Annotated in this window: 17 protein-coding genes; 7 read left to right on the top strand and 10 right to left on the bottom strand. The window is 62.8% G+C overall.

Translation table 11 applies throughout. The features are described from left to right. Nucleotides 1-6: 6 nt before the first annotated feature. From cysW to SINAR_RS0103965, 4 genes are all read right to left on the bottom strand, one after another. Entirely contained in the window at nt 7-882 is an 876-nt protein-coding gene (gene cysW, locus SINAR_RS0103980) for a sulfate ABC transporter permease subunit CysW (RefSeq protein WP_027997858.1), read from the bottom strand. Then, entirely contained in the window at nt 872-1738 is an 867-nt protein-coding gene (gene cysT, locus SINAR_RS0103975) for a sulfate ABC transporter permease subunit CysT (protein WP_027997857.1), read from the bottom strand. The genes cysW and cysT overlap by 11 nt, the downstream gene beginning before the upstream one ends. Next, entirely contained in the window at nt 1735-2760 is a 1026-nt protein-coding gene (locus SINAR_RS0103970) for a sulfate ABC transporter substrate-binding protein (protein ID WP_027997856.1), read from the bottom strand. Before SINAR_RS0103970 ends, cysT begins: the two co-directional genes overlap by 4 nt. 261 nt (nt 2761-3021) lie before the next feature. After that, entirely contained in the window at nt 3022-4080 is a 1059-nt protein-coding gene (locus SINAR_RS0103965; RefSeq protein WP_027997855.1) for a D-TA family PLP-dependent enzyme, read from the bottom strand. 158 nt (nt 4081-4238) lie between these two features. Between SINAR_RS0103965 and SINAR_RS0103960 the strand changes: the two genes are divergently transcribed. From SINAR_RS0103960 to SINAR_RS0103935, 6 genes are all read left to right on the top strand, one after another. Beyond that, complete coding sequence (locus tag SINAR_RS0103960) at nt 4239-5081, top strand: transporter substrate-binding protein (RefSeq protein WP_027997854.1); 843 nt, start codon at nt 4239-4241, stop codon at nt 5079-5081. Between the two features lie 97 nt (nt 5082-5178). Then, nucleotides 5179-5841, top strand: a complete 663-nt coding sequence (locus SINAR_RS0103955; protein WP_027997853.1) for an amino acid ABC transporter permease — start codon at nt 5179-5181, stop codon at nt 5839-5841. A gap of 5 nt (nt 5842-5846) precedes the next feature. Continuing rightward, nucleotides 5847-6506 carry an amino acid ABC transporter permease gene (locus SINAR_RS0103950; protein ID WP_027997852.1) on the top strand — a complete coding sequence of 220 codons (660 nt, stop codon included), beginning with the start codon at nt 5847-5849 and terminating at the stop codon, nt 6504-6506. A gap of 14 nt (nt 6507-6520) precedes the next feature. Beyond that, complete coding sequence (locus SINAR_RS0103945; protein WP_027997851.1) at nt 6521-7288, top strand: amino acid ABC transporter ATP-binding protein; 768 nt, start codon at nt 6521-6523, stop codon at nt 7286-7288. Nucleotides 7289-7324: 36 nt separating this feature from the next. Beyond that, nucleotides 7325-7708 carry a RidA family protein gene (locus SINAR_RS0103940; RefSeq protein ID WP_027997850.1) on the top strand — a complete coding sequence of 128 codons (384 nt, stop codon included), beginning with the start codon at nt 7325-7327 and terminating at the stop codon, nt 7706-7708. After that, on the top strand, nt 7705-8565 hold the full coding sequence (locus SINAR_RS0103935) for an IclR family transcriptional regulator (RefSeq protein ID WP_027997849.1): 861 nt from the start codon (nt 7705-7707) through the stop codon (nt 8563-8565). The genes SINAR_RS0103940 and SINAR_RS0103935 overlap by 4 nt, the downstream gene beginning before the upstream one ends. Nucleotides 8566-8663: 98 nt before the next feature. Here the strand turns inward: SINAR_RS0103935 and SINAR_RS0103930 are convergent, their stop codons facing one another. The 6 genes from SINAR_RS0103930 to SINAR_RS0103905 form a co-directional block, all read right to left on the bottom strand. Then, a complete protein-coding gene (locus SINAR_RS0103930) occupies nt 8664-9746 on the bottom strand; it encodes an ABC transporter ATP-binding protein (RefSeq protein ID WP_027997848.1) in 1083 nt (360 codons plus the stop codon). Continuing rightward, nucleotides 9743-10684, bottom strand: a complete 942-nt coding sequence (locus SINAR_RS0103925; protein ID WP_209439296.1) for a PfkB family carbohydrate kinase — start codon at nt 10682-10684, stop codon at nt 9743-9745. The genes SINAR_RS0103930 and SINAR_RS0103925 overlap by 4 nt, the downstream gene beginning before the upstream one ends. Further along, the gene (locus SINAR_RS0103920) at nt 10681-11706 is read right to left on the bottom strand and encodes an SIS domain-containing protein (protein WP_027997846.1); all 1026 of its coding nucleotides are present in this window, start codon (nt 11704-11706) and stop codon (nt 10681-10683) included. The genes SINAR_RS0103925 and SINAR_RS0103920 overlap by 4 nt, the downstream gene beginning before the upstream one ends. Then, on the bottom strand, nt 11703-12548 hold the full coding sequence (locus tag SINAR_RS0103915) for a carbohydrate ABC transporter permease (protein WP_027997845.1): 846 nt from the start codon (nt 12546-12548) through the stop codon (nt 11703-11705). The genes SINAR_RS0103920 and SINAR_RS0103915 overlap by 4 nt, the downstream gene beginning before the upstream one ends. Then, nucleotides 12548-13429: a carbohydrate ABC transporter permease gene (locus tag SINAR_RS0103910; RefSeq protein WP_027997844.1), complete on the bottom strand. Its 882-nt coding sequence runs from the start codon at nt 13427-13429 to the stop codon at nt 12548-12550. The genes SINAR_RS0103915 and SINAR_RS0103910 overlap by 1 nt, the downstream gene beginning before the upstream one ends. A 235-nt stretch (nt 13430-13664) precedes the next feature. Next, nucleotides 13665-14903: an extracellular solute-binding protein gene (locus SINAR_RS0103905; protein ID WP_027997843.1), complete on the bottom strand. Its 1239-nt coding sequence runs from the start codon at nt 14901-14903 to the stop codon at nt 13665-13667. Nucleotides 14904-15127: 224 nt separating this feature from the next. Here SINAR_RS0103905 and SINAR_RS0103900 point away from each other — a divergent pair, with 224 nt between their 5' ends. Continuing rightward, nucleotides 15128-16357 carry an ROK family transcriptional regulator gene (locus SINAR_RS0103900; RefSeq protein ID WP_027997842.1) on the top strand — a complete coding sequence of 410 codons (1230 nt, stop codon included), beginning with the start codon at nt 15128-15130 and terminating at the stop codon, nt 16355-16357. The last annotated feature ends 178 nt before the right edge of the window (nt 16358-16535 follow it).

The raw sequence follows: 16535 nt of genomic DNA, 5'->3' as shown, positions 1-16535 counted from the left end.
GACCTTTCAATGCCTGCGGCTGGCAGCGATCTCGTCGCTGTAGCGAAGTTCAAGGGCAGTCTTCAAAACGAGCGTTACCAGCGCAAGGAGCGCAAGGAGCGCAGCCACCGCAAAGGCGGCGACGAAATTATACTCATTATAGAGGATTTCGACCTGCAACGGCATGGTGTTCGTCTGGCCGCGGATATGGCCGGAGACGACCGAAACCGCGCCGAACTCGCCCATGGCGCGGGCGTTGCAAAGAAGCACGCCGTAGAGCAGACCCCATTTTATGTTGGGAAGCGTCACATGCCAGAAGGTCTGCCAGCCGGTGGCGCCGAGCGACAGCGCCGCCTCCTCGTCAGCCGTCCCCTGTTCCTGCATCAGCGGGATCAGTTCACGCGCAACGAACGGGAAGGTCACGAACACGGTGGCGAGCACCAGGCCCGGAACGGCGAAGAGGATCTGTATGCCGTAGCTCTGCAGGATAGGGCCGAGCAGGCTGTGAGAGCTGAACAGCAGCACGAAGACGAGGCCCGAGATGACAGGCGAAACGGAGAAGGGCAGGTCGATGAGCGTCGTGAGGAATGCCTTGCCCTTGAACTCGAATTTCGCGATCGCCCAGGCGGCCGCCACCCCGAAGACGAGATTGAGCGGCACGGCGATCCCCGCGACCAGCAGCGTCAGGCGGATTGCGGAAAAGGTCTCCGGGTCGCTGAGCGCCGTGAAGAACTCCGCCGCACCTTTTCGGAAGGCCTCGATGAAGACCGTGGCGAGCGGCAGAAGCAGGAAAAGCGCCACGAAACCGAGAGCGACGATGGTCAGGATAAAGCGCGAAAGCCGAGTTTCCGACGTTGCGGCCGACACGAGCGTATTAGAGGCGAAACCGGCATCATGCGCCATAACCGTATCTCCGTCTGCTCCACGCCTGGATCACGTTGATGACCAGCAGCATGAGGAAGGAAAGCAGGAGCATCACCGCGGCGATCGCAGTCGCCGCGGGATAGTTGAATTCCTCCAGGCGGATGACGATCAGAAGCGGCGCGATCTCCGAGACGTATGGGAGATTGCCGGCAATGAAGATCACCGAACCATACTCGCCGACGCCACGGGCAAAGGCGAGTGCGAAGCCGGTCAATCCGGCGGGCAGGAGGCCCGGGAGCAGGACCCGGCTGATCGTTTGGAAGCGGGTGGCGCCCAGGGTCGCCGCCGCCTCTTCCACCTCCTTGTCGATCTCTTCCATGATCGGCTGCACGGTGCGCACGACAAAGGGGAGGCCGACGAAGATCAGCGCCACGACGATACCGGCGGGCGTGAAGGCGATCTTGATGCCGAGTGGTGCGAGCAGCGCGCCAATCCAGCCGTTCGGTGCATAAAGCGTCGTGAGCGCAATACCGGCGACTGCCGTCGGCAGGGCGAAGGGCAGATCGACCATCGCGTCGATCACGCGTTTGCCGGGGAAGCGATAGCGCACCAGGACCCAGGCGAGGAGCACGCCGAAGACGAGATTGACCACCGCTGCGACGAGGGCCGTGCCGAAGCTGATCGTCAATGCGTTGACCGTGCGCTCGTCAAGCGCCAGTTCCACGAATTTCGACCATCCGAGGCCGCTGGAGCGCCAAAGCAGCCCGGAGAGAGGAATGAGAACGATAAGAGTGAGCCATGCCAGCGTGACGCCGAGCGCCAATCCGAAACCCGGAATGACGCTCGGCTGCCGGAACTGCCACCGCGTGGTGCTGCGAGCGGCCATGGATATCATTGCCCCGGTCTGTAGATCTGGTCGAAGATGCCGCCGTCGCCGAAGAATTTCGGCTGTGCTTCCTTCCAGCCACCGAAGTCGTCGATCGTGACAAGCTTCAATTCGCTGAAGCGCTCGATGTCCTTGGGATCCGCGAACTCTGGCTTGAACGGCCGGTAATAGTGCTTGGCCGCGATCTTCTGTCCGACATCGCTGTAGAGATAGGCGAGATAGGCCTCCGCAACTTTGCGCGTGCCCTTGCTGTCGACATTGCCATCGACCAGCGCGACGGGGGGCTCCGCCTTGATCGAGATCGACGGCGTGACGATGTCGAAATTGTCGGGGCCCAGCTCTTCCAGCGACAGATAGGCTTCGTTTTCCCAGGCCAGCAACACATCGCCAAGGCCGCGCTGGACGAAAGTGGTCGTCGCACCGCGCGCGCCGGTGTCGAGAACCGGCACATGTTTGAAGAGCTGCGTTACATATTCCTGCGCCTTCGCATCGTCGCCGTTATTGGCGGCACGCGCCCAGGCCCAGGCGGCGAGGAAGTTCCATCGAGCGCCGCCCGAGGTCTTCGGGTTGGGCGTGATCACCTGCACGTCCTCCCGGACGAGGTCGCCCCAATCCTTGATGCCCTTGGGGTTGCCCTTGCGGACGAGGAAGACGATCGTCGAGGTGTAGGGGGAGCTGTTGTTTTCGAAACGGGACTTCCAATCGGCCGGGATCTTGCCGCTCTCTTTGGCGATCGCGTCGATATCCGCTTCGAGTGCCAGCGTCACGACGTCGGCCCCGAGGCCGTCGATGACCGAGCGTGCCTGCTTGCCCGAACCGCCGTGCGATGTCTGGATCGTCACGGCTTCGCCGGTGTCGGCCCGCCACTTTTCGGCAAAGGCCGCGTTGAATTCCTTGTACAGTTCCCGAGTTGGGTCGTAGGACACGTTCAGGATCGTCGTATCCGCATGCGCGAGGGTAATTGAACCAAGCTGCAGGCTTCCGACAACGAGCGCTAGTTTCATTATTCCGGCAAGACCATTCGAGCTCATTTCGACCTCCATCCTTTGCCAGATAAAGCTACCGATTTGGTAGACTACTTCAACGCAAACTTATGACGCTTCGAGGTGGTTTCTTGAAAAGTCCTATCGTTCTGCGAGCTGTTGAAGGAATGTCGTGCCCGTCATTGGTCCGGGCCCTTTCAGCCGATAAGATAGCACGGCATTTTAGAAATGCACTAAAATAGTGGACTAATAGCCCGGGCGGACTGAAGGGTCCCTCGTTCTCCCATGAGTGCGCCGCGGGCCGTCCGGTCAAAGGATGCGGCCGCGGGCGACGACCGGCCATGTTCCTTTCAGCGCACCGTCTTCGATCACGTGGACCGCGTCGACCATGTTGGTCACGACGCAGGCATGGTTCGGAACGATGCGGACCTTTTCGCCGACCTTGAGACCGATCGGACCGTCCGAGACGAGGCGGCCATGCTCCTCGGAGAGCTGGTCGATACGGAGGTCGTCGCGGCCGAGCACGTGGCCGTAGCCGGTAAGGCCAAGCAGGTCGGAGGTCAGCACCTTGCTGCCGGCATCGACGATAGCCCGGTTGTCGCTGGGAACCGAAACGACGGTGGCGAGGACCGTGAGGGCGCAGTCGTCCCAGGACGCCGCGCCGCGGGCAACCAGCGAGCGGTCGTTATAGATATACGTACCCGGACGGTGCTCGCTCGCTATCGGCGCTTCGGCCGCCTGCATCATGCCGGGCGTGCCCCCCGACGTAATGCATGGAACGTCGAGCCCCGTGGCTTCGATCAGCCGCTTCGCGTCGCTCATGAAGGCCTGAACGCGCCCGGCGCCATCGGCCGGCGGATAGGTCATCAATCCGCCGAAGCGAAGTCCCGGTGCCTCGGCTATGCGCCGGGCAAGGCGCGCCGCTTCGGACGGAGTCCCGACTCCGCAGCGATCGGCTCCGGTGTTGCATTCGACAAGCACCGTCAAAGGCTTGCCGGCTTCGGCGAAAAACGCGGCGAGCCCGTCGATGACGGTCGCGTTGTCGGCGACGACGCTAACCGTCACCTTTTCGCAGAGCCGTGCGAGCCGCGCGAGCTTCTCCTTGCCGAGGAGGTTGTAGGTGATCAGCACGTCCCTGATCCGGGCGCTGCCGTCGATCATGGCCTCCGCTTCCGTCACCTTCTGGCAGGTGATGCCGATCGCACCGGCGGCAAGCTGCAGTTCGGCCATCTGAGGAAGCTTGTGGGTCTTTATGTGGGGGCGCACGCGGAGACCGTGCCGGTCCGCATAGGCCTGAAACGCAAGAATGTTGCGCCGGGCGATATCGAGATCGACCAGCACGGCGGGGGTTTCGATCGGCAGGGTCATGCGGGCGTCGTTCCTCGTTCCGGATGGATCGGCCGCGAATGTAGCCGATCCTGCTTGACAAGTAATGGCCCAAGGCATTTGATGGGTCAATCCGTTATTGAGGACGTATGTCCAATATATCGGAATAAGCGAGTGGGAACAAAAGGGGAGAATTTTCAATGCTCAGGAAACTTACGGTAGCCGCGAGCTTCGTCGCGGCCGCGCTGGCCGCCATGCCAGCTCAAGCGCAGCAGGCCTCGAGCAAGCTCGATGAAGTCCTGAGTCGCGGCCATCTGATACTCGGCACCGGCAGCACAAACGCGCCGTGGCACTTCAAGAGCACCGAAGACAAGCTTCAGGGTTTCGACATCGATATGGGCCGCATCATCGCAAAGGCGCTGTTCGGCGATCCGGAAAAGATCGAATTCGTGAACCAATCGTCCGATGCCCGTATTCCGAACATCACTACCGGCAAGGTCGACATCACCTGCCAGTTCATGACGGTTACCGGGGAGCGCGCTCAGCAGATCGCCTTCACCATTCCGTATTATCGCGAAGGCGTCGGCCTGATGCTGAAGGCGGACGGCAAATATGCCGATTATGAAGCGCTGAAGGCTGCCGGGTCGTCGGTGACGATTTCCGTACTGCAGAACGTCTATGCCGAGGACATGGTCCATGCGGCCTTGCCGGAGGCGACCGTCGATCAGTATGACTCCGTCGACCTGATCTATCAGGCGCTCGAGTCCGGTCGCGCCGATGCCGCCGCGACCGACCAGTCGTCGCTCGCCTGGTACATGACCCAGAATTCGGGGCGCTACAGGGACGCAGGATACGGCTGGAACCCGCAAACCTATGCCTGCGGCGTCCGGCGCGGCGATCAGGATTGGCTGAACTTCGTCAACACTGCGCTGCACGAAGCGATGACCGGTGTCGAGTTCGATTTCTATGCCAAGTCCTTCAAGACCTGGTTCGGCAAGGACCTCGCGCCGCCGCAGATAGGCTTCCCCGTCGAGTACAAGTGAGCTCTGTCGACGGGCGACTCCGCCTTACCACACCGCGCTCCGTCAGGCGCGCAAGGGGCAAGGCGGCGCTGCCTTGCTCCATGAAATGGCTGCTCCCATGACCTATTCCTTGAACTTCGCCGCTGTATGGCGCTCGTTCGACCTGCTTCTCCAAGGGCTCGCGCTCAGTCTCGGCCTGGCGCTCGTCGCGATCCTTGCCGGCTGCGCGATCGGGATGATTACCGCTTTCGGGCTCGTTTCCAGGAATGCACTGCTGCGCAAGCCTGCCGGGCTCTACGTTACCGTAATCCGCAACACGCCAATCCTTGTCCTCGTCCTCTTCAGCTATTTTGCGCTTCCCGAGCTCGGGCTCCGGCTCGGCAAGATCGAGAGCTTCGTGCTGACGCTCGCAATCTATTCGGGAGCCTATCTAGCCGAAGTGTTTCGCGGCGGCCTCATCGCCATACCGCCCGGCCAGCGCGAGGCGGGGCTCGCGATCGGCCTTACGGAGATGCAGATCCGCACCTCGATCATCATTCCGCTGATGTTGCGCAGCGTCCTGCCATCGCTCAGCAGTACGATGATCTCGCTCTTCAAGGATACGTCGCTCGCGGCCGCGATCGCCGTTCCGGAACTCACTTTCGAGGCACGCAAGATCAACGTCGAGAGTTTCCGCGTCATCGAAACCTGGATCGTCGCAAGCTGCCTCTATGTCGCAACCTGTTCGCTGCTGGCCGCGCTGATGCGCGCCGTCGAGCGGCGTCTTGCCGTGCCAAGGTGACCGTTATGGAATTCTCCTTTCTCGATCAGCTCTGGCTCGCCCGCATTCCGCTCGTCAAGGGACTTGGCATTTCCGTCTCTATCTCCCTTCTCTCGATCGCCGTCGGCACGGTGCTGGGCGTTTTCGTCGGTCTGGCGCTTGTCTACGGATATCGGCCCGTCAGATGGATCGTGCGTGGCTATACCGATTTCATCCGCGGCACGCCGGTGCTCGTCCTGGTGCTCGCGAGCTATTACGTCCTGAGCACCATCGGCATCGACCTCGGGCCGTTCCAGGCCGGTGTTCTGGCGCTTGCCGTCTTCTGCAGTTCGCATGTCGGCGAACTGGTGCGCGGCGCACTGCAGTCGATCCCCAAAGGACAGACCGAAGCCGCCAAGGCGATTGGTTTGACCTTCGCGCAGACCTTTACCTATGTGCTCGGGCCGCAGGCGCTGCGGCAGGCGCTTCCGGCCTGGGTGAACACGGCCGCCGAGATGGTAAAGGCATCGACGCTGCTTTCGATCATCGGCGTCGGCGAGCTGCTCCTGCGGACGCAGGAAGTGATCTCCCGCACCTTCATGAGCCTCGAATTCTATTTCTTCGCCGGCTTTCTCTATTTCGCCATCAATTACGGCATCGAGCGCTTCGGCCGTTACGTCGAGCGCAAGACCGCCGTTCCATCGTGAGGTTTCGCAATCCGATGACCAATCTTCTTGAAATCCGCGATCTGCACAAGCGCTACGGCGCGGTCGAGGTGCTGAAGGGCGTCGACTGCTCGATGCGCCAGGGGGAGGTGATCAGCATTATCGGCTCCAGCGGCTCGGGCAAGACGACGATGCTTCGCTGCATCAACATGCTGGAGGAATTTCAGGGCGGCACGATTGCGATCGACGGCCAGGAAATCGGTTACGAGACAGTCGGCGGCGCCCGCCGGCGCAAGCCGGAGCGGGAGATTGCCCGCCAGCGCGCACTGACCGGCATGGCCTTCCAGCAGTTCAACCTGTTTCCCCATATGACCGCCGCGGCCAACGTCATGCTCGGGCTCGTCAAGGTGAAGAAGATGAGCCGCGACGAGGCAAGGCTGCTTGCCGAGAAGTGGCTCGACCGCGTCGGCCTGCTCTCGCGCAAGGATCATTATCCCGGGCAGCTTTCCGGCGGCCAGCAGCAGCGGGTGGCGATCGCCCGTGCCATTGCCATGAATCCCAAGCTGATGCTCTTCGATGAAGTGACCTCGGCGCTCGATCCGGAACTCGTCAACGAGGTGCTGCAGGTCATCAAGGGGCTCGCCGAGGATGGAATGAGCATGCTGATCGTTACCCACGAGATGCGCTTCGCCTACGAGGTCTCGTCCCGGGTGATCTTCATGAACCAGGGGCGCATCGGCGAAGAAGGGAATCCGCGCGAGATGTTCCTGAAACCGAGGACCGAGCGTCTCGCGGAGTTTCTGAAGACCTCGACGTTCAACTGACAAACCGACGAATTTGATGAAGAAGTGGAGTGAAGCGTGACGATCAAGCGTTATGGAACGGGCGAAACCGGTGCGGGCAAGCAGCCCTTGCCATTTGCACGCGCCGTGGAGGCGAACGGGTGGCTCTATGTTTCCGGTCAGGTCGCAATGGAGGCGGGCGAGATCGTCGGCGGCGGGATCGTCGCGGAGAGCCGCAAGGCGATCGAAAACATGATCGCAATCCTGCATGAAGCCGGCTATGGGCTCGAACATGTGGTGCGTGTCGGCGTCTGGCTCGACGATCCCAGGGACTTCTGGACCTTCAACGGCGTCTATGCGGAATATTTCGACGCGAACCCCCCGGCCAGGGCCTGCGTCCAGTCGCGCATGATGGTCGACTGCAAGGTGGAAGTTGACTGCGTCGCCTACAAGGCTAAATGAGGTCAGTTCTGAAGGGCCGGGATAGAAGCGGCAAGGAGGGCGCGGTGGCGGAGGCGGAAGACACGACCAATCGCAGGGCAAGGGGGCTCGACCGGGCTTTCGAGATCCTCGATTTCCTGCGTTTGCAGCGTCAGCCGTTGCGCCCCAACGAAATCGCGCAAGGGATCGGTGCGCCGCGGTCGTCGGTCTATGAGCTGGTCAACCTGCTCATCCGCCAGGGGATCATCGAATATCGCGGCGATGACGGCCGCGTCTTTCTCGGCCGCAAGCTCTATTTCCTCGGTGCGGCATACGCCGAACAGTTCGACCTGATGCGCGAAAGCGAGCATCTTCTGGCGCGGATCGCCGAGGAGACGCGCGAGACGGCGCAGATGTGCCAGCTCGAGGGCAACAAATATGCCGTCGTCCTGATGAACGAGGGGAGCCGCCCGTTCCGCATCTCCACCAATATCGGCGAGCCCGTCGCCATCCCGTGGACCGCGTCCGGCCGCCTACTCGTGGATCACATGAGCGACGAGGAAATACTGGCCTTTATACCGACGGAGGATTTCGTTCTGCCGGATGGCACGCGCCTCGATCCCTCCGAATTCATTGCCCAGGTCCGCAAGGCCAAGCAGGAAGGCTATTTCACCTTCAACAGTATCGTAGACAGCTTCACGCATTGCTTCGCCGTCCCGGTCTACGACGCGGAAGCCATCTGCATCGCAACGCTCTGCCTCGTCGCGCCGAAGGAGGACGGCCTGCGCAATCGCGAAGCCTATCTCCGCGTGCTGATCGAGGGGGCAGGCGAACTCTCCGAAAAGCTTGGCTATCGCAATGACCCCGCGGCGATGGCCCGGGCGGCTGGCGGTCTTTGAACGGAACCGAACCGGTCAAAGATTTTAGCGCGATCGATCGGATTGTAGGAGGGCGCTGACACCCCCTCTGCGTTGGCGGTGGTAGATCGGGCTTCGCCTCATCCCGGCAGCAGTGAGCGCCCGCTTTCCGGATCGAACAGATGCAGGGCCGTTTCATCGAAAGTGAGGACATGGGCCGATCCCACACTCAGCGCCGTACGTGGCGGCAGGCAAACGGTGATCCGCTGTTTTCCGACCGTGGCGGTGGTCACGAGTTCCGGTCCGGTGAGCTCCACGACCTCGACATGGGCGGTCAATTGAGGACCTTGTGAATCACCCGAAAGCCGCAAGGCTTCCGGCCGAATGCCGACCTTGACCGGCCGTCCCGCCGAGGCACTGCCCTTGAACGCGGCCGGCAGTGGGAGCATCTCCTCGCAGCCGTCGAGCTTCAGGCCGTTTGCGGTCATCTCGGCGTCGAGAGTGTTCATCGGGGGCGAGCCGACGAAGCCGGCGACATAGAGGGTTGCGGGGCGGTCGTAGATCTCTTCCGGCGTGGCGAGCTGCTCGATGCGGCCGTCGCGCATCACGGCGATGCGGGTTGCGAGCGTCATCGCCTCGATCTGGTCGTGGGTGACGTAGACGACCGTCGTTTTCAGCATCTGGTGCAGGCGTTTGAGTTCGGTGCGCATCTCCATCCGGAGCTTGGCATCGAGGTTCGACAGCGGTTCATCGAAGAGGAAGACCTGCGGATTGCGCACCAAGGCCCGCCCGATCGCGACGCGCTGACGCTGGCCGCCGGAAAGCTGACTCGGTTTTCGGTCGAGCAGGTTCTCGATCTGCAGCAGCCCTGCTGCGTCGCGCACCGCTTTGTCGCGCTCGGTCCGCGGCACCCCGCGCATTTCGAGGCCGAAGCCGATGTTCCGGGCGACGCTCAGGTTCGGATAGAGAGCATAGGATTGGAACACCATCGCGACGTCGCGATCCTTGGGATGGACTCCCAGGACCGAATGCTCGCCGATCAGGATGTCGCCGCCGCTCGGTTCGGCCAGCCCGGCGATGATGTTGAGGAGCGTGGACTTACCGCAGCCGGAGGAGCCGAGCAGCACGAGGAACTCGCCGCTTTCGAGTGCGATGTCGATGCCCTTCAGCGTTTCCACCTCGCCGTAGCGCTTATGAATGTTGCGGATTTCGAGAGCGCTCATCGCCTGGATTCCTCGAGGAAGGCCGAAAGGGGCTTGCCGTAGCGGCGCGGAAGGGTGGAGATCGCTTCCGAGGCGATCGTGACCCCGGTCTTGAGACAGGCTTCGAGCGGCATCTCGGCGGCGAGTGCCGCCAGGAAGCCCGCATTGAAGACGTCGCCGGCGCCGATCGTATCGACGACCTGAACCTGCGGCGCCGGTACGGAAAACATTCCGCCGTCCCGATCGATGGCGAGCGCCCCATTGGGGCCGCGCTTGACGACGACGATGGCGTCGTCGGGCATTTCGCACTTCAGGCTCAGCGCGGCTTCGGCCGGATCGGAACGCCCGGTCAGCGTGGTCGTCTCCACCTCGTTGAAGAGGGCGCAGTGACAGCGTTTCAGCCAGCCCAGCGTCTTCAGCCTGTTGGCCTCCGTCCAGCCCTCGAGCGGCCAGCCGGTGTCGAGCGCGAGGGCGATCCGGTGCGCATCCGCCCAGTCGAATAGCTCGTCATAGGCAAGGCTGAGCGCGTCCGTCAGGAAGGAACCGGAGAGCAGCGCATAGCCGCCGCGGAGTCGATCCCCGTCGAGCATCGAGCGCACTTCCGGAAAGCTGAACAGCGGCAGATGCCCGCGGGTGGTGAAGAAGGTGCGTTCCCCGTCGGGGTGGGTGATGCCGACGGAAAGCGTCGTGCCGACGGCTTCCACCGGCCAGCTGCGGGACCGCTCGCCGAATGCCTCCTTGAGCCAGGCGCCGAACTGGTCGTTGCCGACATTGGCGGCGATGACGTAGTCGACGCCAAGCGAATCCCAGGCGAGCGCGTTGTTGCCCGCGCAGCCGCCGACGCGCAGCTCGTCATGATCGACGATGACCTCGGTGCCGGGCTTCGGCCAGGGTTCGGCCGGGCCGAGTATAAGATCGACATTGACGTTGCCGATGGCTGCAAGCGGACGCATCGTCATTCGCTCCGGGTGACCTTGGAGGATCGCACCGGCGTGCCGGCATTTTCGACGCGGGCATCGGCAAAGGCGACCATCAGGGACTGGGCGACGGGCAGCATTGCGAAAATCGCGGCCATGCCCGCCGCCGGGTTGAAGCGGATCGTCGTGGCACCCGCGACCGGAGGTTCGCCCGATGCGTCGAAGACGACGACCGGCGACCCCGCTTCGACTGCCGAAATCGCCATGGCTTCGACCAGCGCGGCGGTTGGATCGGCTGCGCGGAAGAGAACGACACCGATGGAAGGACCCAGCATCTCCATAGGTCCGTGGCGCAACTGGCCGCCTTCGAGCGAAAAGCAGGGGAGCCGGGAGAGTTCCGTAAGCCCAAGGGCGATGGCTTCGGCGAGACCCTGCAGTTTGCGGCCGGAGGTGACGATCGCGCCGACATCGGCGAGCGTTGCGAGGGCACCGTCGATTGCCGGTGCCTCAGGAGCCGCAAGCGCGCGAAGTGCGTCTGCCGGATCGGCGCCGAGGGCGGCGAGGATCGCCAGGTGCAGCGCGAAGGTCACCGTCAGGCTGCGGGTGGCGGCGAAGGCCCGCTCCGTTCCGCCTGCTCCGACAAGCGATGGTGCGGCCTTGGCCAGGAAGGCATCCTCTTCGAGCGTCAGACCGAATGTCTCGCTTGTGCCGCCGTCCGTTTCCCGGAACCAGCGCAGCACTTCCGCGCTTTCGCCCGATTGCGACGTGACGAGAACGGTCTTGCCTTCGATCGAAAGCGGTTGGCCGAGCTGCTCGGAAAGCGGCAGCGCGACCGCGTCGATGCCGAGAGCGCGATAGAGCGGCTCCACTGCACGGCCGACTGCATGTGAGCCGCCCATGCCGAGCAGCAGAAGCCGGCCTGTCGATGTCAGCGATGCGGCGACCCGGCGTGCTGTGACTGCCGCTCCTTCATAGGAGGCGATCGCGTCGGCATGCTGGCGCGCCATCTCCCGATCGATTGCAAGGAGTCCGGCCGGGCGGTCATTCGATATGCTCATGGTCATCCCTTGACGCCGCCGCTGGTGAGCCCGGAAATCAGGGCCCTTTGCATGATGAGGCCGATCAGCACCGGAGGCAGGGCGGCAAGAACTCCGGCAGTTGCGATCAGCCCGTAGTCCGAAACACGACCGCCGGCGAGGTCCGCGATGGCGACCGTGAGGGTCTTGGCGCGCTGGTCGGAGGTGAAGAGCAGCGCGTAGAAGAATTCGTCCCAGGCAAGCAGGAAGGCGAAGAGCGCCGAGGTCGCCATGACGGGGGCGGCAAGCGGCAGCGTCAGGAGCCTCAGGATCTGATCCAGCCGCGCGCCGTCGATCATCGCGGCGCTTTCGATCTCCCGCGGAATGGAATCGAAGCCCGACTTCAGGAGCCACGTCGTGAAAGGAGCGAGGATGGTGAGATAGACCAGCGCCAGACCGTAGACCGAATTGAGCAGTCCGAGATAGGCAAGACCCATATAGAGCGGTACGGCGAGGGCGACGGGCGGCAGCATATAGGTGGCGATTACCGCATAGAGCGACCAGGAGACGGCCGGGGTGCGCGACACGGCCCAGGCGGCCGGTACAGCGACGACGATTGCGGCGAGCGTCGCCATGCCGGCGACCTTGAGGCTGTTCAGGAGCGACGCGATGAAGGCCGCACCGGCGCTGTTCTCGACCGCCGACAAAAGGGTGCGGTACCGCGAGAGGTCGATGTCGCTCGGCCACCAGGCCAGCGGCTTGGCGCTGAGGTCCGCGGCAGGCGAAATGCTCATGATCAACAGCCACGCGACCGGCGCGAGGATGACGAAGGCGAGAAGCAGGGCACTCGCATGGATGAATACGGAAAAGAGGGGGCTTTGGCGTTCCATCACGAAGCTCCGGCGGCTTTTCGGAGGAGCGCCGCATAGGCGGCGGCCAGAATGGTCACGAGCAGGGTGACGATGAGCGCCAGCGACGCGCCGGAGCCGGCCCGCTGGAAGGAAAACGCCTCCTGATAGACGAGGATCGACAGCGTGCGCGTGCTGTTCGCCGGTCCGCCGCGCGTCATCACCCAGACGATGTCGAAGACCTTGAATGCCTCGATGGTCCGCAGCACCAGCGCCACCAGCAGCGGGCCGGCGAGATAGGGCATGATGACGAAGCGGAAGCGGTTGAAGGGGCCGGCACCGTCGACGAGCGACGCGGCGGTGATATCGCGCGGCACCGCCTGCAGGGCCGCGAGTGCGATCAGCGCCACCAGCGGAAAGTTCTTCCAGCAATCCGCGACGATCAGCGCGGCAAGCGCCGTTCCCGGCTCGCCGAGCCAGGAGCGATAGCTGTCGAGGAGGCCGAGCTGCGTCAGCGCGGCATTGAGAGCGCCGTATTCCGGATTGTAGATGAGCCGCCAGAGCGTCGCGTTGACCACCGTCGGCAGTGCCCATGGCAGGATCATCAATGCACGAAGCGCCGTTCGCCCGCGAAATTGCTGGTTGAGAAGAAGTGCGGCAAGGACGCCGAGCACCATTTCTGCGGCAACCGAAATGACTGCGAACCAGGTCGTGGTGACGAGTGCCCGCTGAAAATTCGATCCGCCCAGCATCTTGATGTAGTTGGCCGTTCCTACGAAGCCGCCCTCGGTGCCGACGAGCTTCGCATCGGTGAAGGAGAGCCGAACGGTGTCGACGAGCGGCCAGCCGATGACGGCGGTCATCACCACGAGGAGCGGCAACATCAGAAGCCACGCGCGCGTCGAAATCCAGGTGCCGGTCAAGGATGGAAACCTCTTTTTCGGTTGCGGACGGCAAGGTTTCTCTCCCGCGCCGCGGACACGGCGCACAGGGATGAGGGAGGAGGGGCGGGTGCAATCCCCCGATGCGTTTCAGATGCCGTCGCGCCAGTGGACTTCCTCATTCCCGTGCTAGTCACAGGAATCCAGTCAGCCCAAGTCCTTGGGCTGACAGAACCCTCACGCAAATCAGGGACACGACCGTTCACGGCGGATCGGATCAGAGACCGCTATTCTCGGCGGCGCTCTTCAGCGCGTCTTCCGCAGATGTTTGGCCGAGCAGTGCTTCCTGGATCGCCTGCTGCAGTGCGGTCGAAAGCTCCTGATATTTCGGCGTCGTCGGGCGCGGATACATGGCGGCAAGTCCACGCTTGGCGGCGGCGATCAGCTCTTCCTGGCCCTTGGTCACCTCGGGGTCCTCATAGGAAGAGGCCCAGATCGGGAGGCTCAGCTTGGCATAGGCGTTCTGCGTTTCCTGCGAGGTCATGTGGACGATATATTTCCACGCCTCTTCGGGATGCTTGCTGGTCGTCGTGATGCCAAGCCCCATGGATCCGTTGACGGCCGAGACCTCGCTCTTGCCGGCGGCGCCCGGAGCCGGGACGACGCCGACCTTGCCGGCAACCTTGCTCTCCTTGGGATCGTTGGCGAGGTTGTACATATAGGTCCAGTTGAGCGCGAAGGCGGCTTCGCCGTTCTGGAAAACCTTGCGCACGTCCTCTTCGAGGAATTCCTTGGAGTTCGGGTTGGTGAGTCCCGACGTGTAGCTCGTCACCATGTAGTTCAGCGCATCGAGCCCGCCGCCGGCGGTGAAGGCCGGCTTGCCGCCGTCGAGGAATTTGCCACCATAGGCGCTGACCAGCGTCGTGTAGTCGCAGATAGCCGCCTCCGCCTGAGACCAGCTCCAGGCGATCGGGCTTTCGAGCAGCCCCTTGTCCTTGATGGTCTTGGCCTGCTCGGCAAGCTCCTCCCAGGTCTTCGGCGGTTCCGTGAAGCCGGCTTTCTCGAGGATTTCCTTGTTGTAGAAGAGATACTTGGTGTCGAGAATCCACGGCATTCCGTAGCGTTTGCCGTCATATTCCACCGTCGTCCAAGCGCCCGGCAGCACGCCCTTGTTCATCTCGTCGGTGATGCGGTCGGTGACGTCGAGAAGAACGTTGTTGGTCGCGTATTCCGCCGGCCAGATCACGTCGAAGAGGACGACGTCATAACCGCCGCCGGAGCCCTGCGCGAGCACCGTCTTGTCGTGCAGCCCTTCATAGGGGACGAATTCGAGATTGACCTTGATGTCCGGATTGGCCTTGGCAAAGGAGTCCGTCATGGCGCGGACATCGGCCTCGCTATAGGCGGCCTGCGCCATGAAAAGCGCGTTCAGCGTCGTCTCCGCCTGGGCGTGGCCGGCGAAACCGGCCCCCATGAGCGTCGCGCCGATCAAAGCGTTGCGTGTGGATTTCAACATTGTCGCCTCCAATAGCTGACCGTTGCAGTCTTCGCGGCGCGCTTGGCGCACGCCAAACAGGAATTCTGCCGCTTTTCGCGGCCGCCTTCGACAAATCAAACCGGAGCGTTCGCGGGCATTTCCGGGCCGCTATCGTTCCCCCGAGGTTCTCCGACCTCTTAATAAGTCAATTGTCTTGACTTATTTCTTGTTCAATAGTCCAGATGTGTCAAGAGGATTTGTTCATGAACGAGATCCGCCCGATCCGGGCCAAGAGCGGTACCAATCAGGAAGGTACGAGCGCGCACAACCGCCGTGTCATGATCGATGCCCTGCGGCTGAACGGGCACCTGTCGCGGGCCGAGCTGGCGCGTGCGACCGCACTCACCAAACAGGCCGTCTCCAACATCGTGGACGAGCTCGAAAACGACGGGCTCGTGGCGTCGCTTGCCGCAGTGCGCAAGGGGCGGGGACAGCCATCGACTCCCTATCGGCTGGTGCCGGAAGGCGCCTTTGCGATTGGTCTGCAGATCGACCGCCACGTGACGCGCACGGTTGCCGTGGACCTGATCGGCACAGTGCTCACCCGCAAGGATGCGAAACTGCCGGCCGGCGGTCCTGAGGTGGGTGTCGAGGCCATACTGTCTCTGATCGACAAGACACGGCAGGAGCTGGCGGCGATCGCGCCGGAATCGAGAGATCGTCTGGTGGGGCTGGGCGTTGCGATGCCGGGCCCGTTCGGAATTGATTCCGACGCCGACGATCCCTGGATGATGGCTGCCTGGCAGAGCTTTCCTTTGCTGGAACGGCTCTCGGCGGGGACGGCCCTCGACGTGCGGCTCCAGAACGACGCGGCGGCGGCTGCGACTGCGGAGAAATTGGTTGGTGCTGCCCATGGGCTGGACCATGCCCTCTGCGTCTATCTTGGGTACGGGCTCGGTGCGGGGCTCATTCTCGACGGCGAACTCTACCGTGGCGCTCATGGCAATGCCGGCGAGATCGGCATGATCCTGTGCCGGCCGCGCGGCGGGACCGACGACAGGAGGACGCCGCTCGAGCATCGCATATCGATCGCGTCGCTCTGCGACATTCTCGAGATCGACCCTGCCGATCCGAATCTCTATGGCCGCATCGATGCCGCCGCAGCTTTGCAGGATAGCCGTCTTGCTGACTGGGTCGAAGACGCGGCCTACGAACTGCAGGCGACGATCCAGATCCTCGAAACGGTCTTCGATCCCCAGACGATCATTCTGTGCGGCGGAATGCCCCCAGGGCTTGCCCGCCTTCTGATGGACGTCCTTCATCCGCTGCTGCCGTCGATTGCCGAACGGCGGCAGCGCAGCGCACCGCGGCTGCAACTGGGTTTCACGGATCCGTGGGCGGTTGCGATCGGTGCCGCCGCCGAGCCGATCAGCCGGACGTTCGACCCGCGCTTTTCGGCGATCCTGAAGACGCGGTCCGCCGGATCGCCGTGATTTCTACCGACGTGCCCATTCGCTCGCGGAAAAAGGATTGCTATTCTTACTTGAAATATTAGCGAGATAGCGCTTAAATGCGCCCAGTCGGCGGAACCACATTTAACTGCTGTACGATTATTTGATAGCCCTTGCAATATTTCGCAGGCGGCAGCGTTTTTATTCGCATACCAATTTT

Source organism: Sinorhizobium arboris LMG 14919, assembly GCF_000427465.1.
In the GTDB taxonomy this organism is placed as follows: domain Bacteria; phylum Pseudomonadota; class Alphaproteobacteria; order Rhizobiales; family Rhizobiaceae; genus Sinorhizobium; species Sinorhizobium arboris.
The sequence above is the reverse complement of the archived record's forward strand: the minus strand, read 5'-3'. Positions and strand labels throughout refer to the sequence as shown.